The organism is Finegoldia sp. P2-F-LR, from assembly GCF_052932265.1.
In genome coordinates this window covers 97,948-124,868 of sequence record NZ_JBRFJF010000007.1, presented here as the reverse complement: position 1 = coordinate 124,868, position 26,921 = coordinate 97,948, and the positions used below count along the sequence as shown (strand labels likewise).

Sequence of the window (26,921 nt, the reverse complement as noted above, 5' to 3'; positions counted from 1 at the left end):
ATGGATATTCGTTTTTTTCATGGTTGTATTCTTAGGTTTACGACCTTTCTTTTTATTTACAAGACCATTATATCCATAAATTTTATACTTGTTAACCCATGAATAAAGTTGTCCACGATTAATTCCTGTTTCAATTGCTACAGAACCTATTGTGTTTCCAGCTAATACTTTGCTTACCACTTCTAGCTTTTCATCAGTTGTCCACTCGATATTATTTCCATGTTTTAAAATTTCTGGACCATGCTTTTCTTCTAACTTAAACCATTCTTTAATTGTGTCATGAAATCTCTTTTCTTTAACTCCTTCAGGTGTATCCGCCCATCTTCCTTCTCTGTACAACTGTACGCATTCTTTTTTAAATTCATAACTATATTTCATAAAAATACCCTCCTTACTGGTTTGTCCAGTAAAGAGGGTACATATCAAAAACGATGGAGAGGTGGAATTTGATGCAATTTTCTCCAGATGGCTCGCTTAGTTACGAGCTTTTATTGGGGTGCTAGAATAAAAAAATAGGTAAGTTTTATAACGGGGGAGAAGGAGATGAGATTGCCAAGACTATATATCTTCGTAGTAAATCAGAAAACTGATTTGCACGAATATCTGGCTTACAAAAATAAAAAAATCCTCACGCTCATGCCCCTAAAATCTCAAGTGCGCCTTCGGCTGGCACGAGTGAGATTTTTGACGGGTCATTTCGCTTGGATTTTTGATTATTTTCTCCAGACGATATTCTTAGCAAATGCAGTAATCTGCTTTTATTTCATGGACAAGCTTTTGAAATTATCACAGCAAGAATCAAAAGAGGGAGTGTGCAAATCGGTTTTGCACTTTTTGATAGCATACGCAACTTCAAAATCCTGCAATATTGCCCCCACCCACACCCCCCTTATAGAAAAAAACACAATTTCTTGTTACAATATTAATAGAGACAAATGATTTATGGCGTAAAATTATAACACGAGGAGTGACAATGAAGGTAAGAAAAGCGGTTATTCCTGCGGCGGGTTTTGGTACTAGGATGCTTCCTGCATCGAAATCTGTTCCGAAGGAGATGCTTCCAATCTACGACAAACCAACTTTGCATCATATTGTAAAGGAGGTTGTGGATTCTGGAATTACGGATATTTTGATTATTATAAGCAAGGATAAGGGATCTATCGAGGATTATTTTGATGTGAATTTCGAATTGGAATACGAATTGAACAAGAAGTCTTCGGAGATATCACGAGAAATTCACGAGCTATCGAAGATGGCGAACATCTACACTATTAGACAGAAGAAGAAAAACGGTCTTGGAGATGCGATAAAATACGCGGAAAGTTTTGTTGGTGATGAGCCTTTTGCGATTTTGTTGGGTGATGATATTATTTACAATACTTCTGATGAACTTCCTTGCATCAAACAAATGGCTGATATTTACGAAAAGAAAGAATCACCGATTTTGGGTGTGCAAGAAGTTTCGTGGGAAGATGTAGACAAGTACGGGATTGTGAATGGTGTGAAGACTTCGGATAGAATTACTGAGGTTGAGTCGTTGGTGGAAAAACCAAGCCGTGAAGAGGCTACAACTAACTTGGCGATTCTTGGAAGATACATTGTAACGCCAGATATTTTTCCAATTCTTCACGAAACAAAACCTGGCAAGAATAACGAAATTCAATTGACTGATGCTTTGAACAAGTTAGCTGAAAAACGCAAGATGATTGCGTATGATTTCATCGGCAAGAGATATGATGTAGGTAACAAGCTTGGGTTTGTGAAGGCTACGGTTGATTTTGCACTTCATGATGAGAAAATAAAGGACGAATTGTTGGAGTTTTTACGAGAAAAATAATTATTAGCTATTGGCACAAGTTGTCAGTAGCTTTTTTTAATGGAAAACAATTTATTGTGATAAAATAATACAGAGGTGTGTTATGAATATTGCAATCGTAGATGACGAAGAAAATATAAGAAATTTGTATAAGAAATACTGCGAAGAATGGGCAAATAACAACAAAATCGATTTGAAGACTAAGCTTTTTTCATCTGGGGAAAATTTTATATTCAATTACGATGAGAGAGATTATATAGATATTTTATTGTTGGATGTTGAGATGAAAAAAATTAATGGCGTGGAATTATCCAAGAGAATTCGCGAGAAAAATTCCGATATTCAGATTATTTTCATAAGTGGTTATCCAGAATATATCGGATACGGATATGATGTCAATGCTTTGAATTTCTTGATTAAGCCTATAAAAAAAGAGAAACTTTTCGAGCTTTTGGACAAGGCGACTAATCAAATGAACAACAAGGAAAAGTTCATTATAGTGAAGAACGACGGGATTAATACGAAGATTTTATTGAAGGATATCTTCAGTTGTATTTCGGACAAAAATTACGTGGATATTTTCGCACAAAATAAAAGTTACAGAGTTAGGATGACGTTGACACAACTATTGGATATGCTGGATGACAGATTTTTCAAGGTGAGTCGTTCGGAGATTATTAATATTGAAAAAATCGCAGAAACGAAGAAGGATTATGTTTTGTTAGAGGATGATAGCAAATTTTTGTTGTCAAATGCGAAGTTCAACGAGCTTAACAGAAAAATTATTGAGTTTTATTAGGTGAGATATGAAATTTTTGAGTAAAATTAGGATTTTATTTTCGAAAAAAGATATTTTTGAATATCAACAACAACTGTTGAACACTCATTATCAAGAAGTGGAGAATATGTACCGTGATATCAGAAAATTTCGCCACAATTACAGAAACCACTTGCAAACTTTACGCTCTTTTGTGGCTGAAAATGATTTGGAATCTATCAAGAACTACTTGGATAATTTGGATGAGAATTTGCATTCAATAGCACCTGTGATTAGGACTGGAAATAGGATGGCGGATGCTATTTTGAATTCCAAGATAACTATGGCGACTAATGAAAACATAAAATGCATCGCCGACTGCAAGATTTCGAATATTTTGGATATAAAAGATATCGATTTGGCGACGATTATTGGGAATTTGTTTGACAATGCGATTGAATCGGTGAGAAATTTGCCAGAAGAGGACAGATTTATCAGGCTTTATATGGATATGAAGGGCAATAAATTGTATATTTCATTTACTAACAAGACGAGTAGCGAAAAACAGGAGAAGTTTGGCAGAATTTTCAAATCGACAAAGGGCGAGAACAGAGGTCTGGGACTTATCAGTATCGACGAAATCGTCGACAAATACGACGGTTACATCAACAGAAATTCAGAGGACAATGCTTTTACGACGGAGATTTTGATATAGTCATCCCTGTTTTTGATATGCTTATCCCTAAAACGTAAATACGAGAGTATTTCGGTTAATATATTATTGGGAGGTAGTTATGAAGAAAAATTATTCTACAAATGATAATATTAAATTTATGTTCAATCTTGCGTGGAACAACCAAAAAAGTTTGATTTTCATTCTGATAATTATGGCTATCACAACTGCTGGGATTGATATTTTACAGTTGTATTTTACTCCACAAATTATCAAAATGGTTGAAAACTCACAAGATTTCACAACAATTATGCTTACTGTTGTTGTGTTTGCGGTTTTGATATTCATCTGTTCTGCGACAAAAGAGTCGTTGGATTTGAGAATATTGTCCAAGAAAATCTACATAAGAAGTATTTTGATGAATCAATGTATAGAAAAATTCTTGTCGATGGATTACGAGATGACTTTGGACAAAAATGTGTTGGATATATCAGAAAAGGCGAACACAAATCTAAAAGGAAATGATGTAGCGACGGAACATATCTGGATTACGATGAAAGACGTTTTGTATTTATTAATCAGCACGAGTGTGTATTTGATTTTACTTGCAAGGCTTCCTATTTTCATAATTTTGGTGTCGATTATCGCTAGTTTGATTAGTTTTCTGTATTCCAAAAAACTTAAACAATGGAAGTACGATAACAGGAAAACACAAGCTAAATTTGAGAAGGAATTCAACTACATTTATTCAGTGAGCAGTCAAGAATACGCAAAAGATATCAGAATGTTTGGCCTAGGAAATTGGCTGGACGATATTTACGACAGCGTTTTTGTGTTGTACGATGATTTCTTGAACAAAATGGGCAACAAAATGTTGATGGCAGATTTCTTGGATTGCGTGTTCAACCTTTTGAGAAATTCCGTTACATATTATTATTTGATAAATTTTGCAGTCAATGGCAAGATCGATGCAAGTATGTTCTTGTTGGCTTTTTCTGCACAAACAAAATTCGGCTATGATGTTCAAAGATTGTTCAATTTTCTCAGTGTGCTTTTTATGGAAGCGAAGGACATCGCAACTGTAAGAGAGTTTGTGGATTTGGAAGAAAAGTTCAAAAAGGATGGAGGAATCGAATTAAATCCCGACGAGGATATTACGATAAAATTCGAAAATGTGGGATATAAATATCCAGGTAGTGACGAATATGTATTGAAGAATGTGAACTTCCAAGTCAACCCACAAGAAAAGGTCGCTGTAGTTGGACTCAATGGATCGGGGAAAACTACGCTGATTAAACTTTTGATAGGATTTTTGGATCCAACAGAAGGTCGTGTGCTTGTCAATGGAATTGATTTAAGAGAACTCAACAGAAGAAAATATTACGAGATTTTCTCTGCGGTGTTCCAAGATTATTCGATATTGCCGGAAACAATATACATGAATGTAACGCAATCAAAATCCACAGATGATGTGGAAGGCGTGGAAGAAGTGTTGAAATTGGCAGGCCTCTATGACAAGGTTAAGGAATTTCCAAAAGGTGTATTCAACACGATTGAAAAATATATCTACCAAGATTCTCCAGTTTTATCTGGTGGGGAAACTCAAAAACTACTTCTTGCAAGAGCTTTGTACAAGAATTCGAAGTTTTTGATATTGGACGAGCCGACTGCAGCTCTTGATCCATTGGCAGAGAGGGATTTGTACAACAAATACAACGAACTTACCCAAAATCACACATCAATTTTTATTTCTCATAGAATGGCTTCGACGAGATTTTGCGATTACATTTTGTTGATTGGAAATAAGGGAATTGAAGAGCGTGGAACTCACGAGGAATTGATGGAAAAAGGTGGAACGTACAAGTATTTGTTCGACACTCAAGCGAAATATTACAGGGAGGACTACAATGCAAAAGAATCTTAAACTATTCAAAGATACTTGGAGTGTTTTGTGGAAAAATTACAAAAAACTTATCATCAACTACACTCTTAACTGTTTATTCTCTGCAATTTTTCCTTTAATTAGTATTTACGCATCTGCTAGAATGATAGATGGAATCGTCAACAAGATGCCTGTACAATTTGTAGGTAAATGGGCAGTAATTGCGTTGTTGTCAGTGTTTTTCATTCAAATAATTCTTGCTTTGACGAATAAAATCCAAAACACATACAATGACAAGAAATACGAGATATTTTTCCACATTTTATCCGAAAAATACAATGAATTGGATTACAAACAATCCCAAGACACAGAAATTATTGGAGAAAAATCGAATATAGAACAAAACATAAACTTCGGTGAATTCGGAATTATAAGAGTTCTTTACGCATACGATATGATATTGGAGTCTTTATTGGCGATGATAGGTAGTTTGGTGTTGTCGTATCAATTTCTCATTACAAGCTGGAATGCACCAGAAAGTTTTTCGTTTCTGAATAGCGTCTGGATAAATGTTTTGTTGATTGTAGTGGTTGTATTTTTATCGTGGATTTCACAGAAAATTAACGGAAAACAATTTGAAATTTGGCATAAAATAAATGAAGAAGGAAAATTTGGAAACAGGGTATTCACATTTTATTGTTCTAGGATGAGAGATCAATATAGAATGCTTGATACTAGAATGTATAGTCAATATAACATTGCATCTAATATGCTTAATGAATGTGGGATTTTCAATCCTGGTGGAGTTTTTGACAGAATTATGTCGACAGAAGGTGTCACATACAAAATACTCAGCGAATTTTTCTCTAAATTACAAGTTTTGTTGATTTATCTTGTCGTAGTATCCAAATCGTTGCTTGGAGCTATTTCAATCGGAATGCTTAGTCAATATTTGGGAAGTTTGATAAATTTTACGAGTAATTTGTCGAAATTCTTGGAAGGAGTTGCATTGTACAAAGGTAACACTCCGTACGCAGAACTTACGATGGATTATTTGCACAAAAAATCGGAATTTTACAATGGAAGTTTGACTACAGAAAAAAGATCCGACAAAAAATACGAAGTTGAATTCAAAAATGTCAGCTTCAAATATCCTGGAACGGACAATTGGGTATTGAAAAATATCAATTTGAAATTCGACCTTGGGAAAAAATTGGCAATTGTAGGGCAAAACGGTTGTGGCAAGACTACTTTTGTGAAGTTGTTGATTAGATTTTACGATGTTACTGAAGGGGAAATCTTGTTGAATGGAATTAGCATCAAAAAATACAGATACGATGAATATTTGAAAATATTCTCAGTTGTGTTCCAAGATTTTAATTTGTTTGCATATCCATTGGCACAAAATATCGCATCGGGAATGGATTACGACGAAGAAAAAGTAGTTCAATCGCTCAAAGATGTCGGAATGTACGAAGATGTTCAAAAGTGGGACAAAGGGTTAGACACTTATCTGTACAAGGATATTGACGAAAATGGAATCAGCGTTTCCAAAGGTCAAGAACAAAAAATCGCCATTGCAAGAGCGTTGTACCAAGACAGTCCGTTCTTGATTTTGGATGAACCGACGGCGAGTCTTGACCCTATAAGTGAAGCTGAAATTTACGAGAAATTGGGCGAAATAATCAAAGATAGAACGGCGATTTTTATCTCACACAGGTTGTCTAGTTGCAAATTCTCCGACAAAATTATCGTGTTCGACAAAGGAGAAATTGCTGAAACTGGAGATCACGACAGCTTAATAAGCAAGAACGGAATGTACAAGAAATTGTGGGATGCACAGGCGGAATTTTATGTATAAAAAATGATTTTATTTCCTCAATATGTGGTATAATTTTTATTGAGGAGGAAGGTATGAATAAAAAGAAATTATTGATAGCTTTTTTACTAGCATTTTCCATGACTACAGGAATTAGTTATGCGGAAGAAGAAAACATTATTTCACCTAAAGTTGAAGTAAATGACACACAACTAAATCCTGAAAATAGTACAAAACAAGAGGAAAATTCTACAGAAAAGTCTAATCAAAAAGAAAACCAAAAAGAAAACCAAAAAGAAAACCAAAAGGAAGAACAACCACAAGAGGAAAAAGAACAACACAAGGAAGTTCTTACGGACAAAAATGTAGCTGAAAGAGTCGAAGGACATGACAGATTTGAATCTGCAAATAAGATTCACGACAAGTTTTTCGACAAGGCAGAAGAAGTTGTACTTACATCAAGCGAAGTGTTTGCAGATGCGATAAGCTCTGGAAACATCACTGACGGTAAAATGCCGATTTTGTACACTGAAGGTTCAAAGCTAAACGAAAAGACTAGAGAACAACTTAAGAACAGAAACATCAAAAAAGTTCACATCATTGGTGGCGAAAGAGACAATCAGCAAAGATGTTGAAGAATTTTTGAAAAAAATGGGAATCGAAGTTGAAAGAATCGACGGACATGACAGATACGCTGTCAACGCAAAATTAGCAAAGAATAAGAAAAACGCTGACACATTGGTGTTTGCTAGTGGAGAAAATTATGCAGATAGTTTGAGTTCTGTTGGACTTGCAAACAAAACAAAATCTCCAATTCTTCTAGTACAAAAAAATGTACTACCTACATCAATCAAAGAGTATTTATCATCAATCGATAAGACAAAGATTTTAAAAAGTTATATTGTAGGTGGAACTAACAGCATTAGCGATTCTGTAAAAGCAGAAATCGACAGCATTCTTAATTTGAAATCCACAAGAATTGCGGGTCATGACAGATACAAAACAAGCGTTGAAGTATCCAAAGTAGCTTATCCAAACGCCAAAAAAGCTATATTTACAACAGGAGAAGTGTATGCAGATGCATTAGCAGCAGCTCCAGTTAGCCAAAAAATTGACGCTCCAATTGTTTTAGTTCCAAAAGATAACATTCAATTGGAAAAAGAAGCAAACTCTTCTAACAAAACTCAAACTCACGAAAATTACTTGAAAGGTTTGAATGTAGAAGAAAAATCATACGTATTTGGTGGCGAAAAATCAATTTCTGATGATTGCTACACAAATATTAAGAATGCTTTATTAAAGAAAGATTTAATCAAAGTTTACAAAACTAATAGAAATCTATTCAAATTAAAAGATTACGTTGTTAACAACAAAGCTATCTCTTTGTTGACTGAAATGAAAGACACAGCGAAAAAAGTAATCGATGTTGCAGTTAACAAGATTTTGAAGGTTGTTAAGGTTGAAGATAAATGGGTTAATTTGTCATTCAATGGAATTAAAGGATGGATTAGACCGGAAGGATTCAAATACTACAATCCACAAGATTTCGGAATATCACACATTACAGTTCCAAACATAATGAACCAAATGAATCCAAAATCACAACGTGGCATTAAACAAAAAGCTGCCCCAATTGGTTGCGAACCTACTGCAATGTATCATGCATTACAAGCAAAAGGTTATGCGTTAGAGTACACTTACAACGAATTTTTGAATCAACTTCCTATGAACACTAACAATAATAACACAGGTTTTTCAAGAAATCCTTACGTTTGGGATGCTTATTATCACACAAGAGTTATGGCGACATATATGAATCCAGAACCAATGACTAATTTTGCAAACAGATTTGCAAATGGAAAAGCAGAAAATATTTCTGGTTCAAATATGAGAGATATAATAGCGGAACTTCAAAATGGTAACACAATCATGTACTACGGAACATTAAGATGGGAAAAACCAAGATGGTCAACTAATGTTTACGGAAAGAGATTTTTCGCAAACAACCACGGAATTTGTATCAACGGCTACAATCCAAAAACAAACAGATTCTACATTGCAGATCCTTGGTACTCGAACGAAATCACAAAATCATACAGTGAATTATCTGAAAATTATTTGTCAAGAAGAATGGCAGTAGTAGTAAGATAGATGAATGGTCTCTTTTATAGGGACCATTTTTTTATTTATAGTAATAGCAAACTTCATGCACGAATATCTAGACTACTGAAATTGTTGATTTCTAAATCTTAAAATCCTAAAATTTGAAGCACGCTTCGCTTACTCGGTCAAATTTTTGACGGATTTTTTCGATTTGAAACCAAAGCAATTTCATCCGTATGATATTCTTAGCATGAATGTTTGCTATATTTGAAAATCTTTTAAGTAAGGAACGATAAAATTGAAAACTTCATGCACGAAATTTTGTTCGCTGAAATTGTTGATTTCTAAATCTTAAAATTGGAAAAACTTAAACACAAAATTGTAATAGTTTGTTATAAAAAATGTGGACTGTTTTAATAGGAAATAACGTCATAAAAAGATTTTTACTTTAATACATTTATGATGTATAATATAATTACAAATACAAAAACGGTATCCATACATAAGGAAACCTAGTATTAATAATGAGAAGGAGAAAAATTATGAAAAACAAAAAAGTATTGGGTTTAATGTTAGCAGGAGTAATACTAGCAAACATTGTTCCACAAGTGTCATTTGCAGCAAAAGATGTGGATGTTCAAAGAATTAAAGGCAATAATAGATACGACACATCAATCGAAATTAGCAAGCACGCTTTTTCAAAGAGTGACAAGGTTGTGGTGGTTAGCGGCGAAAAATTTGCTGATGCATTGACTGCTGGAAACTTTGCTAATCAAGCACCAATTTTATTGACAGAAAAAAAAGGTGCATCTGCTGATTTGCAAAAAGAAATCGACAGACTTGGAGCAAAAGAAATCATCATTATCGGTGGTAAAGGATCTGTATCTGAAAGTGTAGAAAAAACACTAAAACTTCAAGGTAAAAAAATCACTAGAATTTCTGGAAATGACAGATACGAAACATCAACAAAAGTAGCTGAAGTATTAAATGCTAAGAACAATATCGTATTGGCTAATGGTGAAAAGTTCGCTGATGCTTTGTCCGCAGCTCCTTATGCTATTTCAAAAAACAAAACTCTTGTATTAACTAACGGAAAAACCTTGCCAAAAGGTGTTGAAGCAAAAGAAATCAGCACTATAATTGGCGGCAAAAATTCTGTAAGCATTAAAGGATTGGAAAATGTAGCAAGAATTTCCGGCAAGAATAGAAATGATACTTCAATTGAAGTAATGAAACAAATCGGTACAACTGAAAAAGCTGTTATCGCTGATGGAAGAGATTATCCAGACGCTTTATCAGCAGCACCACTTGCAGTTAAAATGAATTCAGGAATTTTATTATCTGATGATTCAGCAATTGACAGCATAAAATCATTTATAGGCAAAAACGGAATTAAACAAGTAACTATAATTGGTGGAGAAAAATCAGTTTCAAAAACTCAATACGAAAAATTAACTGGCAAATATAAACCAGAAAAGAAACCCGAAAAGAAACCAGAAAAAGAAGACACAAACTCTAAAAAAGACCCAGAAAAAGTAGCACCAAATGATGTCGAAAAAACAAAATCAGAAATAGGCAGAGATTTAGATTTATCTAAGTTTGACATTAATACACCTTTATCACATAGAGAAAAAGAGCTTGCTAACTTGGTGAATGAATACAGAAAATCAAAGGGATTGAAACCTCTTAAGATTTCAAAATCATTAACTTTTGTAGCAAGAACTCACAACAACGACCAAAACAAATACTACAGCGAAAGTTGGAAGGACAAAAGAGGAATAGCAGCAAATCTTCACAGCTGGTCAAATCACGGAAAATGGAAACCGGTAATGTATACTTCCGATCACAAGCATGCTGAAGGAATGTGGAATAAACCATCAGAATTGACTGGTTTTAAGGTTGATGGATATGAAATTTCAGCTATGGGATATTTCGAAGCGGATGAAAGTGCAGGATTTGCATTAAAAATGTGGAAAGAATCTGAAGGACACAACGCTGTACTTACAGGACAAGGAAATTGGAATAGCTTATCTGTAATGGGAGTTTCAATTAACGGTCGATATGCTGATATTTGGTTTGCAGATGAATCAAATGATCCAGCAGGATTTTTCAAATAAAATAAAATTTAGGGAGGCTATGGGCCTCTCTTTTTTTTAGGAAAATTTTCCTGATTTTCTTTGTCCACTGAATTTGATATGATATAATTGTTAAGGAAAATACTTAGGGGGTTTTTATGGGAGAATATAATATATTTGATATTTTGGGACCTGTAATGATTGGGCCTTCTAGCTCTCACACTGCAGGTGCTTGTAGAATTGCAAAGACTGCTCTTTTGATTGCTGGAAATGAGTTCACAAAAGTTGAGTTTGATCTTCATGGATCATTTGCGAAAACTTACAAGGGTCACGGTACAGACAGAGCCTTATTAGCTGGTGTATTGGGAATTGAACCAGACGATATTAGACTTAGAGATTCATTTGCAATCGCTGATCAAAGAGGAATAGACTATGTTTTCAGAGAAGCTGACTTAGGGGATGTGCATCCAAATACTGCGAAGATTACATTTACATACGAAGATGGAACTACTATGTACATCGTTGGCTCATCAATTGGTGGAGGAAATATTGAAATCATAGATATCAACGGAATAGCTGTTCAATTTACAGGAAGCTATCCTACAATTTTATTGAAATACGTGGATGTAAGAGGAATTATTGCGGATATTTCTTCAGAACTTGCTAGAAATGGTTACAACATCGAAGGAATGAAGACGTTGAAACATGACGGAATAGTAACTTTGATTGTTGAATTAGACAAAAATATCGGCGAAGATTTGACAGAAAATTTATTGAAAGACGATAGATTTCTTTTCACAAAATATATTCAACGAAATTAAGGAGAGTTTATGTTTGATACATCATTAGAAATAATCAATACTGTTAAGAGGGAAAACAGACCTTTTTACGAATACGTTATAGAAATAGAAAACGAAAGAACTGGCAAATCTGAAGAATTCATCAGAAGTGAATTGTCACATATGCTAGATGTTATGGAAAAATCTGCGACAGATTTCTTGGAAACACCTTCAGTTACTAACCAAAAAATGATAGACGGATTTGCACATAAAATGCACGTTTATGCAAATGAAAATGAACCAATAGTAGGACAATTTACAGCAGAAGCAATGGCGATGGCTTTTTCAACATTGGAAATCAGTGCGGCTATGGGAAAAATCGTAGCATCACCTACTGCAGGTTCGTCTGGAATTTTGCCAGCAGCTCTTATGAGTTTTAAACAAAGATACAACTGCTCACACGAAGAACTTATCGATGCAATGTTAGTAGCTATCGGTGTTGGACAATTGTTGGGAAAATACGCAACATTTTCTGGTGCTGACGGAGGCTGCCAAGCGGAAACAGGATCTGCAGCAGCAATGGCAGCAGGTGCGTTGATATTTTTAAGAGGTGGATCTATTGAGCAAATGTTCCACGGAGCATCATTTGCAATCCTACATGTATTGGGACTTGTATGCGACCCAATCGCAGGACTTGTAGAATATCCTTGCACATTCAGAAATGCAATGGGAGTTACCAACGCAATGATTAGTGCTGATATGGCATTGGCAGGAATCACAAGTATAGTTCCATTCGAAGAAGTGTGCCAAGCAATGAGAAAAGTCGGCAAAACTCTTCCACCATCATTGAGAGAAACAGGAATGGGTGGAGTTGCAGGAACAAAAACTGGTCAAGATATCAGAAGAAGATTTTTGGGATCTTGTAGCATCAGTGATGACGACGAAGATTAAAACAAAAAATTATCCACAAGATTTTCAAAATCTTGTGGATTTTTTAATTGAACTATTTATTTTTGTTTACACTTTTTGCAATCAAAATCGCCAACACGAATGATATCACGATTTCAAAAGGCATATTCGTAGCGACAATTCCTCCAAGAAAATATTGCGCTTTGACATGCATAACGCTTTCGATTTGCTTTGAATGACAAATAAACGCCATTCCTAAAACACCAACTGTGTTCATAATACTTCCGCAAACAGCTGGAATTCCGTAGCGGATCACATCGTTTTTGTCTCTTAATTTGTTGTAAACTTGATAAGTCACAACAGCTATCAAAACTCTTGGAAGCACAGAAACCAATGGATTGTAGAACATAAATGAAAGAATTGTCGGTGCAATAATATTATTTACCAATGAAAACAAACCGAACAATAATCCCACGAATAAACTAACCCAAGGTCCTGCAACCAAAGCAGCAACAATAGTTGGAATATGTAGTGTAGTCACTCTAACTGGTCCAATCGGAATCATTCCCAAAGGAGTAAGTCCAAGAACGATAGTCAAAGCACCAAACACTCCGATTTTAGTCAAATCTTTTGTAGTTAATTTCATTTTTCCCTCCTGTAAATCATTGATACAATTATACCACTTAATCAGAAAAATTTAAAAGGATAATCTATATATAGAAAATTTCAATAAGTAATTGCTGGTAAATATTGATTTACCAATATATAATGAAATATAGATTAAAAATAGGAGGGAATATGAAGAAATTTTTAGGAGTTCTTCTGACGGCGAGCATGGTCATGAGTTCATTCACGCCAGTATTAGCAGAAGACCAAAACAAAATCAAAGTAGACAGAATTGCGAGGGCTGATCGATATGAAACGTCAGCAAAAATCAGCCAACAAACTTTCCCAAATCACATCAAAACTATCGTGCTTGCAAGTGGGGAAAATTTTGCAGACAGTTTGGTAGCAGGAAGCTTAGCGAATAAGAAAAACGCACCTGTACTACTTACAAAAATAGACAACCTACCAAAAGTTATTAAAGATGAAATCACAAGACTTAGTCCGCAAGAGGTAATCATTGTAGGTGGAGAAAAATCAGTAAATGTTAAAGGACTGAAAAATGTTAAAAGATTAGCAGGAAGAAATAGATTTGAAACATCTGTCCAAGTGTACAAATACTTAAATCCCAATGGAAAAGTAGCACTTGCAAGTGGATTGAACTTCGCAGATGCATTGTGCGCAACACCGCTTTCCACAAAAGAAAACTTGCCAATTATTTTGACAGATGGACACAATTTACCAAAAGGAATCACAAAAGACAATGTGGCACTAATCTACGGTGGGGAAAAATCGGTAAATGTTAAAGGCTTAGAAAATGTTAAAAGATTAGCAGGAGCTAACAGATACGAAACAGCTTTGATAATAGCAAAAGAATTCGGAAATCTTGAAAAATTCGTATTAGCAGACGGAAGAAACTATCCTGATGCATTGTCTGTAAGTTCATTGGCACACAAAAACGATGAGCCAATTCTACTAACAGAGCCAAATCGTGCAGATTTTATCAGAAGAATTGTAAAAGAAAACAACACACAACAAATCACAGTAGTAGGCGGAAAAAAATCAGTATCACAAAAACACGTTGAAAAAATAGTTGAAGGACTAACAATTCAAGACAAAAAAGAAGATAAACCATCAGTAACACCAACTCCTGATATTCCATCAACTCCTGAAAAACCAGAAGACAAACCAGGTGAAAAACCAGAAGACAAACCAGGTGAAAAACCAGAAGACAAACCAGGTGAAAAACCAGAAGACAAACCAGGTGAAAAACCGGAAGAAAAACCAGAAGAAAAGCCAGAAGAAAAACCGGGAGACAAACCAGAAGAAAAACCGGGAGACAAACCAGAAGAAAAACCGGGAGACAAACCAGAAGAAAAGCCAGAAGAAAAACCAGAAGATAAGCCAGAAGACAAAGTAAAAGAAAAAGCACTAAAAGAAGCAAAAGAAAAAGCCATTGAAGAATTAAAAAACAATGGAATAACATCACCAGTATACATTGACCAAATCAATAAAGCCAAAACAGTAGAAGAAGTCAATGCGCTAAAAGATGAAATCATCAAAGCACACAAGAAGAGTGAAGAAGAAAAACCAGAAGAAAAACCAGAAAACAAAGTTGTAGAATTTGGAGATGCAAAATTAAAAGAAAAACTTCTAAATTTCTTCAAAAACTACAATGGAAAAGATATAGTTGATGAAGATATAAAAGAATTCGACTTTAAATTATACGACAAAAACTACAGAATCGATCCAAATGCTACAGATTTGACAGTAAAAGACATGGAACAACTTCAATCTTTTGGTCATAGATCATATGATGAAAACTATAATGTATTAGAGTTTAATAGCATTAAAGGTATGGAAGCTGCGAAAAACTTGGAAACTCTTACTATTAGTGGAAATCCAGATGATTCTTCTAAGTCATTTGATGATTTAACACCATTGAAAGATTTGAAGAAGCTAAAATTATTGAGATTATCACATAATGCAATAAAAGATTTAACACCATTAAAAGACTTAACGGGACTCGAAAAATTATACATTTCTCACAATCAAATTGAAGATGTATCAATTATAAATAATTTGAAAGATCTTAAAAGTTTAGATATTTCAGTAAACAAAGTTAACAATATATCAGTATTGAAAGATTTAACAAATGTTGAAAATCTTGATATTAGAGATAATGAAATTTCCGATATTTCTGTTACTAAAAATTACAAGAAATTGAATTGGTTAATGGCCAATAATAACAAAATAAAAGATATATCTCCATTGCAAAACAACACAGAATTGAATTATTTGGACTTAGAAAATAACCAAATAGAAGATGTATCTTCCATTACAGATTTATCAAAACTAGAAACGTTGAATCTAAATAATAATAAAATTACAAAAATAGACGCATCTAAGCTTACTAATTTAACAAAATTATATATTGCTCAAAACGGGTTAGAATCTATAGATTCTATTTCTAAGTTAACGAAATTAAATGATGTAAACTTGTCTGGTAATAAACTTACATCAGTAGAAGCTTTGAAAGATTTAACGGGATTGGGAATGTTAGATTTATCCAAAAATCAAATAAAAGATATAGCACCACTTAAAAATTTAGAAGAATTGTACAATTTAGATGTACATTCCAATCCTATTAAAGACATTTCAGTAGCAAAAGATTTGAAGCAATTGGGAGATATCAATGTAAGTGAAACACAAATTACTGACTTGACACCACTTAAAGCAGAAAGTATTTACTCATTAGAAGCAAATAAATTATCTACAACAGTATCAGATGTCAAATTAAACGGAAATATTGTAGAATTCGATAATCCATTTAAGTTAATAGACAAAGTATTTACAAAATTCAAAGAAATAAAAACAGATAATCCTAAAGTAAAAGCAGAAGTAACTGAAGACAACAAAATCAAGCTTACATTGGAAGATGGTATGACACTAAAAGATATCGAAGGTTTGGAATTGAATTATTCATTCGATAGTAAATCATACTCCGATCCAGTGTACAGTTACAATATTGAACTTGTAAACTTGGAAGACTCAGAAGCAGAAAAGCCAGAATATGTAGACATTGAAGATGCGAAGTTATTGAAAGTTTTGAACAAAAACTTGGATGTAAACAGACCTGACGATAAACCAATCACAAAACAAGAGATGGAATCTTTGAAAGAAGTATCCATATTCTTAGACAAGAAGACTAACAAACCAATATTCACAGAAGAATCCAAAGACACTTATTCAATATTAGGAAAAGCACAAGACCTTTCTAAGACACCTGATTTCAAATTCTCTGTAACTAGAGGAATGAAAAGTTTAAAGGGTATTGAATATGCAACTAATTTAGAAAAATTAAAAGTAAATGAAAATGAAATTTCAGATCTTACTCCATTAAAAGACTTGAAGAATTTGAAATATTTGGAACTTCAAAGAAATAGAATTGTGGATTTATCACCATTGTCAAACCTTAAAAATTTAGAGTTCTTGAAATTATACAACAATATAATTGAAAATGTTGAACCACTTAAAGATTTGACAAACTTAACGGGATTGGATCTTCACAATAACGTAAAGGTTCGTAAAGAAAGTGGAAAGAGAATAAACTACGATGGAATTACGGATATTTCTTCTCTAAAAAACCTATCTAAGTTGACATTTTTTGACGTGTCTGCAAACAGAATCGAGAATGTAGATATAATTCTTGGAATGGAAAAGATAAATCACTTAGATTTTTCAGATAACAAAATCAAAGATTATTCCAAATTAGCAAACTACATTTTACCAAGATATAAGAAACTAGAAGAAGGAGAAGGAAGCATTGGATTCCATGGACAAAATGTAGAACAAATACAATCAGTTACAGTTGACAACAACAAAGTTTCATTTGTACCTGAATACAAAGGACTTGGAAATTTATTTAATGAATTTGCCAAAGCTTTTGAAATGGAAGATGTTTCTGAGATTTTAAATGTAACAACTAATGTTGAAGGAGTAACAGCTACTTTTGATGTAAAAAACGGAAAGATTAATTTAGAAGTTACTGATGAATTTTTGAAAGCTAATGACGGGAAAACAGTAAGCGCTAACTTAAAAATTGTATTTGCAGAAGCTTACGCATGGAACTTGAATGACGTAAAATTACAAGTGAAAAAACCAGAAGAAACCACAACGCCAGAAACACCTGTATCAGAAGGTGTACACATGATTAGACTGATTTCTGAAAAAAACATAACAGAAAAAGCAACAGATGTTGATGTAAGAATAATGGGAGATTTAAAAGGAGTAGAACCTGGTAAATTTATTGTAAAATTAGTAGATTCAAACAACAACGAAATATATCCGGAAATAGTTGTAGATGATACTAGAGATAGCACAAGTAGAAAAGTAACAATAAAAGTTCCGGAAAACAAAGAACCAGAAGAAAGACAACTAAAAGTATACGCAACATCAACAGGTAAAAAAGACAAATTTGTTGAATCTGATGTTGTAATCATTCAACAAGCTGGAAAAGAAGAAACTCCAACACCAGAAACACCTGAAGAAGAAAAAATAGCTATGATTCAAGAAATCACAACTTCGAATCTTCCAGCAAAAGATGCAATTGCTAAGATAAGGGTTGGTGGTCAAATCAACAACATTCCAAGTGACAAATTCATTGTGAAATTAGTTGATGAAGATGGAAAAGAAACTTATCCTGAAATTGAAGTTACTGGAGAGGTATCAAAAGCTGTTAGAGTTATCAATATTAAATTCCCAGAAAATACTACTGATAAGGAAAAAACATACGAAATATTTGCTTCATCAACTGGAAAGAAGGAAAATTTCAAAAAAGCTGATTTTACTTTAACTCAAGAAAAATCTTCGGGAACACCAGAAGTTGAAAAAACTTACAAGATTAATTATAGCAACAAAGACATCGTAATTACAGTAAATGGCGAAGAAAAAACACAAGCCAAGAAAGGCGACACTGTCGTAGTGAAGGCAAAGTCTGGAAAAGAAATCACTATGTTTTATGTAAGTGGATCGAATGAAGAAGGATATCCAATGAAAGTCAACTTCAAACAAGTCGGAGATTCTTACCAATTCACAATGCCAGAAAGTGATTGTACATTGAATATCGAAACAAAGGACAAGGAAGTTTTAAAAGAAAATATACAAATGTTAAAACTAACAACTCCAAAAAAAGTATCAAAAGATTCATCTACTGCTACAGTTGAAGTAATGGGTATTTTGAGTGGTATTGCCAATGACAAATTCGTAGTCAAACTTGTTGATAACGATGGAAATGGATCATTCCCTAAAGTAAATGTATCTGGAGATGTAAACAAGACTAAGAGAACTGTTTCTTTTGAAATTCCAAAAAACACGACAACAAAAGAAAAAGAATATACTGTTTACGTATCATCCACAGGATCTAAAACTGATTTTGCAAGTGCAACTGTAAAAATCACACAAGAAAAATCAGATACAGAAGAACAAATTCCTGAAGGAATAAAGGCTTTAGAATTAGAAACTCCAGGAATATCAGAAAAGCTAGATGCAGCTGGTGGAAAAGTTGTTCTAAAAGTAATGGGTAATATTAAAAATGTTTCCGATGACAAATTCGTAGTCAAATTGGTTGATGATAAAGGAAACGAAACTTTCCCACAAATTACAGTTAGTGGAAATGGTGCAAGGAGAACTTTGGAATTTGAAGCACCTAAAAATGAAGAAGCAACAGAAAAAACTTACAAAATTTATGCCACTTCAACTGGATCTCATACTAAATTCTACGAAAAATCAGTTGAAATAAAACAAAATGCATCTGAAAACACAAAATCAACTATTGAAAAAATCAATGTTCTTACACCAATACTAAAAAATGCGGAAAAGTTAAAAGCTAATATAATTGGTGAGAATGTAAATCCGGATAATTTGACGGTTTCATTCTACAGATTTGAAAGCGGAAAATTTGTAAAAGATACATCTATAAGACCAACATTTGAAAATTCAGGTAAATTTGTGCAAATTGTTGCGGATAGCATAGCCTTGATAAAAGGAAATGAAGAAGATGTATACAAAATCTTGGTAAGAGATAATACAGACATTTCCAAATCCTACGAAGCATATTTTAGAGTAAAATACACTGAAGACAAAGCCGTATATACTCAAATTATGCCAAGCTATGTACACGCAGCAAAGGATGGAAAGATAATTGAAGTTGGATTTGACGAAGAAATCGAAGAAATATTTAATGAAAGTGTAAAATTAGGAACAAGCATCGATAAAAATGCTGATGGAAATTACGAAAGATTGACAAATGGAGATACGGTTGAATTGTCAGACAAAAAATTCGTAATTACACTTGAAAAGCCACTAGATGTAGAACGTCTAGGTACGCAAAAAGCGAAAATCAAAATAAATCAAGGTGTATTTAGAAGTAAAGGTACTGAAAACTTGAACTCAGATGTCGACTATTTTATAAATATCGGAAAGCCAATTGTTCGTCAAGCTACTATCGAAGGCAACGATGTAATCACTAATAAGAATAGAAAAGTGACTATCAAAGTTAATGGATTGAATTTATCTGAAAACGCAAAAGTAAAAGCAGTAATGCAAACAAAACTTGCAATAGAAGACACTGCAGTTGCCAGAAAAGGAAAACAACCAGAAGTTCAAGGAACAATTTCTGGAACTGACAATGAACAAACTATAACTTTTGAACTTCCAGAAAATAAAACAGATAGAACTGTATCCTACGAAATTTTGTACAAACCAGAAATGAATGGTAAATTCGAAAAATTACCTGGAAATAATCCAAAATCCAGAGCAAATGCTACAGTTGTTTCATTATTAGCTGATGGTGTAGATGAAAATGCTGCTACACTTGCATTTATGAAAATTCAAACTTATGGAGCAACTTCTACAGAAGCTGGAAAAATTCCTGATATAACTTACGGAGTGACACCGACAATTCAAGAATCTAAGAAGACATTTACTCACGTTTACGGAACTAATTTGGAAGCGAAGAAAACTAGAGTTAGAATTTTTGACGAAAGAGGAGTTGAATGGTACATCGTAAACCAACCTTCACTTGGAGCTGCTGCATTTAAAATGGTAGTTCCTGCATTGATTGGAATTGATGGCGATGGCAATTATCAAACTATGGAAATAATTGGACCAGGAAGTTTGATTGGAGATCACACATTCACATACAAAGTTGCAGTAGATGGCAAAAATTACGACGATGATGTAGTAGTTCGTGCGAATATTTTGGCTTCTGGAAAAACTGATGCCGGAAAATTCGATTTGGAAAACCAAGAAACAACGTTGAAACTAAATTACGTTGATGTAGATGGTAACACAATCCAAAATTCTGTAGAAAAGAAATCTTACAGTTTCTTCCAAGAATGTGCAGCAGGTATTTATCCGGATTCAATTGAAAATTACAAACCTATTAAAATAGTTCGTAAATCAGATGGAAAAGAAATACAATTAACAGACGGCGTGGACTATACAGATTACAGAAATCTTCAATTATTATTAGGCGTAAATAAAATTGGTGAAAATCCAGAGTATACTATAGTTTATGAAAAAACTAAATAAAATTTCACAAAAGCTTCCTTATCAAAGGAGGCTTTTGTTTTGTAAAAGATTTGTAAAACCCTTAAAAATTAGTCAACGATAAATGGATATGATATAATATTTTATATGTAAATAAGAAAAACGAATGACTGATGGAGGTTATTTTGGAAGTTATACAAGTAAAAAAAAGTTTAAATTTGAAAGGCGAGGTCAAGATTGACGGAGCCAAAAACTCAGCGCTTCCTATTATAGCAGCATCTCTTTTGGGGACTGAGCCTATAATTTTAGAAGATGTTCCAAAGTTAAAGGATGTTTCAATTATATTAAAAGTTTTAGAAGAATTGGGATCAAAAGTAACTTATTTGGATAAGAATAAGGTTGAGATAGATAGTAGCAATGTCAATAATTCTGTGACTCCACACGAATTGATGAACAAGATGAGGGCTTCATTTTTGGTAATGGGACCTTTGTTGACAAGACTTGGTCAAACCAAAACGTATTTGCCAGGCGGATGTGCAATTGGTTCAAGACCTGTGGATTTGCATTTAAAAGGATTCAAGGCATTGGGTGCTGAGATTGAATCGACTGACGAAAAGATAGAAGCTGTCGCAAAGGATGGTTTGATTGGCGGGGAAATTTATTTGGATTTTCCTAGTGTTGGTGCGACTCAAAACATTATGATGGCAGCGACGATGGCAAAGGGAGAAACAGTTATCGAAAATGCTGCGAAGGAACCGGAAATCGTAGATTTGGCAAGTTTCTTGAACAAATTGGGAGCGAAGGTTCGTGGCGCTGGTACTTCTACAATTAGAATTGTCGGCGTTGACAAATTACACGGTGCAAGACACACAATTATTCCAGATAGAATCGAAGCTGCGACTTTTATGGTGGCAAGTGCGATTACACGTGGAGATGTTACTGTTAAAAATTGTATTTCATCTCATATTATGCCAATTATCGCAAAGCTTCGCGAAGTTGGTTGCGAGGTTATCGAAAACGAGGACGAAGATTCTATCAGAGTTATTTCCACTGGCAGATTAAAAGGAACGAAGATTAAAACTTTACCATATCCTGGTTTTCCTACAGATGTGCAAGCGCAATTTATGGCGTTGATGACTGTGTGCAAGGGCCAAAGCAGTGTAGAAGAAACTGTTTTTGAAAATAGATTTATGCATGTGGAACAACTTCAAAAAATGGGCGCTGCTATTGCAACTGAAGGAAATGAAGCGAGCATTGCTGGAGTCGATTCTCTTCAAGGTGCTACTGTTAGATCTACAGATTTGAGAGCTGGAGCGGCTTTGATTTTGGCAGGACTTGTAGCAGATGGGACTACAAATGTAACAGACATTTATCATATTGACAGAGGGTATGACGATATTGTTTCGAAATTCAAGAAATTAGGAGCCAATATCGAAAGAATTGAAATCGAAGATTAATAAATTATATGAACAGAGGGATTGTTATTTGAATGAACAACCCTCTTTTTTGTAGGTGAGTGTATGAAATTTTCAGCGACTGTCAAAAATATAATATTTGAAAATGAGTCCAATGGTTTCAGGATTTTTTCTGTAGACAAAGACGGTGAAGAGAGAATCATCAAGGGCAATAGTTTCAAGGTTATGCCTGGAGATTTCTTGGATATTGAGGCAAATAAAGTTCAAGATCCAAAATACGGCGAACAATACAACATAATTTTCGTTGAAAGATCCAGTAAGCCTAGCATGTACAATATTATCAATTATCTTCAAAGTGGTTTGATTAAAGGAATTGGAGAGACAACTGCAAGAAGAATCGTAGAAGAATTTGGCGAAGATACAATGGAAATTTTGAAAAATTCTCCATCTAAATTATTACAAGTCAAAGGAATTGGTAAGAAAAACTACAAAAAAATAAAAGATTCTCTCGACGAGAAAAAAGAATACGCAGAGATTTTCTTGTATTTGCAATCATTGGGACTGAGTCTTCATCAAGCAAATATTATTTCCGATTTTTACAAGGAAGATACTAAAAAGATTATCATGCAAAATCCATACACTTTGATTGATGATATTAGGGGAATTGGGTTTAGAACGGCGGATATCATTGCGCAGAGGATTGACATTGAACCGGATTCTCCATTTAGAATTAAGGCAGCGTTCAAATATTTTATGGAGAAGGAAGCAAATTCCAACGGGAATTGTTACGTTTTGGAAGACGATTTGATAGATGGAGTCGAAAAACTTCTCGATATTGAAATTAAAAATAGAGAAGAAACATTGGAATCTTTGATTGTAAATGGAATTATTGCGATCGATGATACTGGTGATGAGAACAGAGTCTACCTTCCACAAATCGAAAAATCAGAGATGAGATGTGCGAGGAATATTGCGAATATTTTGCAAAGCGAAATAGAAGACGAGTTCGATGTGGAATACGAGCTTTCAAAACTAGAAAAAGAACACTTGGATGAATTGCAAATCGAAGCCATCAAAAAATCTATGACCGAAAAAATGCTGATAATTACTGGTGGACCTGGTACGGGGAAAACAACGATTATCAACAATATTACGAAAATTTTCAAGAATAATGATAAGGATATAATTCTTGCAGCGCCTACTGGTCGTGCAGCTAAGAGGCTTTCTGAAAGCTGCAACGAAGAAGCGAAGACTATTCACAGAATTCTGGGATACATTCCAGTTGAAAATGGAACGATTTTCGACCACGACGAAGATAATCCTATAGATTGTGATTTGATAATTATAGATGAAGCGAGTATGATGGATATTTTCATAGCGGATAGTTTATTGAGAGCGTTGGATTCCAATACGAGAGTAGTTTTTGTGGGAGACTGTGACCAGCTTCCAAGTGTACAAGCTGGAAACGTGCTTAACGATTTGATAGAATGTGGAGAAATCACTACGATAAAACTTACTAAGATTTTCCGTCAAGCGCAAAACTCCAATATTATTGTGAATGCGCACAGGATTAACAACGGAGAGTTTCCTATTTTGAATGAAAAGGGTAAGGATTTTTTCTTTATAGAAGAAAATGATCCAGAACGTGCCAAACATACAATCCTTGATTTGTGCGCACAAAGACTACCAAATTTTTACAAAAAAGATGAGTTTGACGATATAATTGTTTTAACTCCGATGAAAAAATCTAGCTGTGGAACGAAGGAATTAAATGCTTCTTTGCAAGAAGTTTTGAATCCCAAAACTCCGATGACAGAAGAAATAGAACAAAGAGACAGGATTTTCAGGCTCAACGACAAAGTTATGCAAATCAAAAATGAGTACACGAAGGAATTTATTGACGATGATTCTATGGGCGTTTTCAACGGAGATATAGGAAGAGTTACATACGTCGATCCGATTGATGAGACGATTGATGTGTTGTTTGACGATAAAACTGCAAGTTTCACAAAAAAAGAATGTGATGGTTTGACGTTATCTTATGCGATTACTATTCACAAATCACAAGGAAGTGAGTTTCCAATTGTGGTAATTCCTGTCACACAAGCTCCTTTTATGTTGTTGACGAGAAATTTGCTCTATACAGCAATCACAAGAGCAAGAGAAATAGTCGTTTTGGTTGGTAGCTTGAAGATTTTACGACAAATGATATCTAACAATAAAATAATGAAGAGAAATTCTGGATTGGACAGGAGAATCAAACAATACATGGACTTTGACATAGATGATGACGAACAAGAAATGATGAGAGAGATGTTCGAAGATGAGGGATTTTAGTTTATTATTTCAAAAGCGTTGTATAATTTGTCACGAGAAAAAACAGTACAAATATTTGTTGTGCGAAGATTGCTTTGACAAATTGGTTTTTGTGGACGGCTACAGGGATATCGACGGGACGGATTGCTATTTTCCATTACTTCACCAAGGTTTGACGAAGAAACTCATCTACGATTACAAGCTAAGCCGCAAACAAGTTGTGAAATATTTCTTGGCAGATGCAGTGGCTGATAAAATAAAGCAAAAAAATTTACAAGACTACACTTTGCTCATAGTTCCTTCGACAAAATCTACGATAAACAAACGTGGATTTGATCACATTCACGAGATTGCAAAGGAAGTTGCAAAAAATTTGGACATGGAGTATTTGCCAGAAGCGATTATAAAAGTGAAGGAAACCAAAATTCAGCATAATTTATCTCAGCTTCAAAGAATTGAAAACCTACAAGGAGCGTTTGAAGTGAACGCTGATTTATCAAACAAAAAAATTCTGGTTTTGGATGATATTGTGACAACGAAGAATACTTTAAGAGAAATCAAGAAAACTTTGAATGAGAATTATGTGGATTTGAAATTTGTCACAGTGTCCAGTAGGTCTAATGAAAAATATTAAAATTGGGTATAAATAAATTAACGAAAAATTAATATATTGGGGGCAAAATATGAAATGGCAAGGTAGAGAAGGAAGTTCAAATGTAGGCAGAGGTTCATCCGGTGGAGGACCGGTTAAAATCGGTGGCGTCGGACTGCTTTTGCTTGTGATTGTATATTCTTTGTTTGGAGGAAATCCACGAGATATTATCAATGAACAAAACAGAACACAGCAGGAACAACAAGTTAACAATTCTGAAAAAGCTAGCAGCAAGGAAGTTGAAGAAGCTGAAAAAATGTTAAGCGTTGTGTTGAAAGACACAGAAGATGTGTGGCACGAAAAGTTTTCTGAAATCAATAAAACTTACGAAGAACCAAAACTTCATTTCTTTGAAGGAGCAGTGTCCACAGGTTGCGGAAATGCGGACAAAAACGTAGGACCGTTTTATTGTTCGCTGGATCAAACAATCTACATGGATGTAACTTTTTATAATATGTTGACTCAAAAGCTTGGAGCTGACGGTGGAGATTATGCGATGGCTTATGTACTGGCGCATGAAGTTGGCCACCACGTCCAAAAAGAACTAGGAATTTTGGATAGAGTTCACAATATTCAACGTAGATTGAACGAAAAAGATGCCAATAAATATTCAGTAGCTTTGGAAACACAAGCAGATTATTTTGCAGGAGTGTTCAGTTATTATATTAAAGAGAAGGGCTATTTGGAAGAAGGAGATATTGAAGAAGCGATAAGTGCAGTTCAAAGTGTCGGCGACGATCACATTCAAAAAATGGGGCAAGGATACGTACAACCGGAAAAATTCACTCACGGTTCATCCAAACTTAGAAACGAATGGTTCCAACGAGGATTTAAATATCACGATTTTGAACATGCAGATTCATTCGGTGAAATGGGACTTAGAATACAATAAAACAAGACGCCAGAATTAATTTTCTGGCGTTTTTTTAGTTTCGTTGTATTCTTTTTCGTGTTTGTCGATATCATTCAAAAGCATTTTGAAAATCTGATTAAATGATTGGTTGTATTTTTGAAATGTGGATTTTTGTAATACTTCTCGTGCTTTTTGGAATTGGTGATCTTCCACATAGGCAATCGCCAAGTTAAAATAATACAAGCTTTTTGCGTAATCTGTTTTTGGTTTGTCTTTTATTTTTTTGAAATTTTGAAATAATTTGTCCAAATTTCCATTTTGTTCGTAATCCAGCATGTATTTTCTGATTTCTCCGGCGATTTTCCTGTCCATTATCATATTGTGAAGCACTTGAATCAAGATGAAACTTAGAAGAAGTGCGAACGTTGTGATTAATGTAAATGAAATTATAATGAAAATTCTATTGATTCCTGTGAGATTTTGAGTCGCAACAATAGCGATGGTTTCTATCACAAATGTTAGAATTGCAAGAATTATTAGTTTACTGTTAGATATTTTTATTCTCATAAAACCCTCCGTAATTAAAATATATCCTATTTTTTACTTATTTACAAGCAATATTGAAAGATTGTAAGATTTCTATGATAAAAATTATCACAGAGTGATTATAATCACAGTATTTAAAACTTTCTTAACATATACTTAATATAACGTTAAG

General features: G+C 34.1%; 19 protein-coding genes. 16 read left to right on the top strand and 3 right to left on the bottom strand.

All coding sequences use genetic code 11. The features are described from left to right. Positions 1–378, bottom strand: a 378-nt coding sequence (locus ACU68W_RS05755) for a helix-turn-helix domain-containing protein (protein WP_446756266.1), incomplete at its 3' end; no start/stop codon positions are given. Positions 379–543: 165 nt separating this feature from the next. Here ACU68W_RS05755 and ACU68W_RS05750 point away from each other — a divergent pair. The 11 genes from ACU68W_RS05750 (at position 544) to sdaAA (ending at position 12,855) form a co-directional block, all read left to right on the top strand. Next, the gene (locus tag ACU68W_RS05750; protein ID WP_446756265.1) at positions 544–939 is read left to right on the top strand and encodes a hypothetical protein; all 396 of its coding nucleotides are present in this window, start codon (positions 544–546) and stop codon (positions 937–939) included. Between the two features lie 34 nt (positions 940–973). Beyond that, complete coding sequence (galU, locus tag ACU68W_RS05745) at positions 974–1,837, top strand: UTP--glucose-1-phosphate uridylyltransferase GalU (RefSeq protein ID WP_446756264.1); 864 nt, start codon at positions 974–976, stop codon at positions 1,835–1,837. Between the two features lie 82 nt (positions 1,838–1,919). Continuing rightward, entirely contained in the window at positions 1,920–2,615 is a 696-nt protein-coding gene (locus ACU68W_RS05740) for a LytR/AlgR family response regulator transcription factor (RefSeq protein ID WP_446756263.1), read from the top strand. 7 nt (positions 2,616–2,622) lie between these two features. Beyond that, positions 2,623–3,288: a sensor histidine kinase gene (locus tag ACU68W_RS05735; protein ID WP_316511038.1), complete on the top strand. Its 666-nt coding sequence runs from the start codon at positions 2,623–2,625 to the stop codon at positions 3,286–3,288. 79 nt (positions 3,289–3,367) lie between these two features. Further along, positions 3,368–5,170: an ABC transporter ATP-binding protein gene (locus ACU68W_RS05730; RefSeq protein ID WP_316511037.1), complete on the top strand. Its 1,803-nt coding sequence runs from the start codon at positions 3,368–3,370 to the stop codon at positions 5,168–5,170. Next, complete coding sequence (locus tag ACU68W_RS05725) at positions 5,154–6,989, top strand: ABC transporter ATP-binding protein (RefSeq protein ID WP_446756262.1); 1,836 nt, start codon at positions 5,154–5,156, stop codon at positions 6,987–6,989. The genes ACU68W_RS05730 and ACU68W_RS05725 overlap by 17 nt, the downstream gene beginning before the upstream one ends. Before the next feature lie 53 nt (positions 6,990–7,042). Then, entirely contained in the window at positions 7,043–7,582 is a 540-nt protein-coding gene (locus ACU68W_RS05720; RefSeq protein WP_446756261.1) for a cell wall-binding repeat-containing protein, read from the top strand. A gap of 16 nt (positions 7,583–7,598) precedes the next feature. Then, positions 7,599–9,098 carry a cell wall-binding repeat-containing protein gene (locus ACU68W_RS05715; protein WP_446756268.1) on the top strand — a complete coding sequence of 500 codons (1,500 nt, stop codon included), beginning with the start codon at positions 7,599–7,601 and terminating at the stop codon, positions 9,096–9,098. A 494-nt stretch (positions 9,099–9,592) separates the two neighbouring features. Continuing rightward, a complete protein-coding gene (locus tag ACU68W_RS05710; protein ID WP_446756260.1) occupies positions 9,593–11,167 on the top strand; it encodes a cell wall-binding repeat-containing protein in 1,575 nt (524 codons plus the stop codon). Positions 11,168–11,283: 116 nt separating this feature from the next. Continuing rightward, a complete protein-coding gene (gene sdaAB, locus ACU68W_RS05705; protein ID WP_094208099.1) occupies positions 11,284–11,946 on the top strand; it encodes an L-serine ammonia-lyase, iron-sulfur-dependent subunit beta in 663 nt (220 codons plus the stop codon). A gap of 9 nt (positions 11,947–11,955) precedes the next feature. Next, positions 11,956–12,855 (top strand): L-serine ammonia-lyase, iron-sulfur-dependent, subunit alpha, encoded by a 900-nt coding sequence (gene sdaAA / locus ACU68W_RS05700; RefSeq protein WP_446756259.1) that lies wholly within the window; start codon positions 11,956–11,958, stop codon positions 12,853–12,855. Positions 12,856–12,907: 52 nt separating this feature from the next. Here sdaAA and ACU68W_RS05695 read toward each other — a convergent pair whose 3' ends face one another. Beyond that, a complete protein-coding gene (locus ACU68W_RS05695) occupies positions 12,908–13,459 on the bottom strand; it encodes an ECF transporter S component (RefSeq protein WP_311437170.1) in 552 nt (183 codons plus the stop codon). Positions 13,460–13,611: 152 nt separating this feature from the next. Between ACU68W_RS05695 and ACU68W_RS05690 the strand changes: the two genes are divergently transcribed. The 5 genes from ACU68W_RS05690 to ypfJ all read left to right on the top strand — a co-directional run bounded on the left by ACU68W_RS05690 (position 13,612) and on the right by ypfJ (position 26,242). Beyond that, positions 13,612–21,009, top strand: a complete 7,398-nt coding sequence (locus ACU68W_RS05690) for a cell wall-binding repeat-containing protein (protein ID WP_446756258.1) — start codon at positions 13,612–13,614, stop codon at positions 21,007–21,009. 131 nt (positions 21,010–21,140) lie between these two features. Further along, positions 21,141–22,424, top strand: coding sequence for a UDP-N-acetylglucosamine 1-carboxyvinyltransferase (gene murA / locus ACU68W_RS05685; protein ID WP_374047980.1), 1,284 nt, complete (start codon positions 21,141–21,143; stop codon positions 22,422–22,424). 63 nt (positions 22,425–22,487) lie between these two features. After that, complete coding sequence (gene recD2 / locus ACU68W_RS05680) at positions 22,488–24,719, top strand: SF1B family DNA helicase RecD2 (RefSeq protein WP_446756257.1); 2,232 nt, start codon at positions 22,488–22,490, stop codon at positions 24,717–24,719. After that, positions 24,706–25,332: a ComF family protein gene (locus ACU68W_RS05675; protein ID WP_308610916.1), complete on the top strand. Its 627-nt coding sequence runs from the start codon at positions 24,706–24,708 to the stop codon at positions 25,330–25,332. Before recD2 ends, ACU68W_RS05675 begins: the two co-directional genes overlap by 14 nt. Positions 25,333–25,381: 49 nt before the next feature. Continuing rightward, the gene (gene ypfJ, locus ACU68W_RS05670) at positions 25,382–26,242 is read left to right on the top strand and encodes a KPN_02809 family neutral zinc metallopeptidase (RefSeq protein WP_306479049.1); all 861 of its coding nucleotides are present in this window, start codon (positions 25,382–25,384) and stop codon (positions 26,240–26,242) included. A gap of 15 nt (positions 26,243–26,257) precedes the next feature. On the opposite strand, the gene ACU68W_RS05665 is transcribed toward ypfJ, so the two are convergent. Beyond that, positions 26,258–26,770, bottom strand: coding sequence for a hypothetical protein (locus ACU68W_RS05665; RefSeq protein WP_306479048.1), 513 nt, complete (start codon positions 26,768–26,770; stop codon positions 26,258–26,260). Positions 26,771–26,921 lie beyond the last annotated feature (151 nt).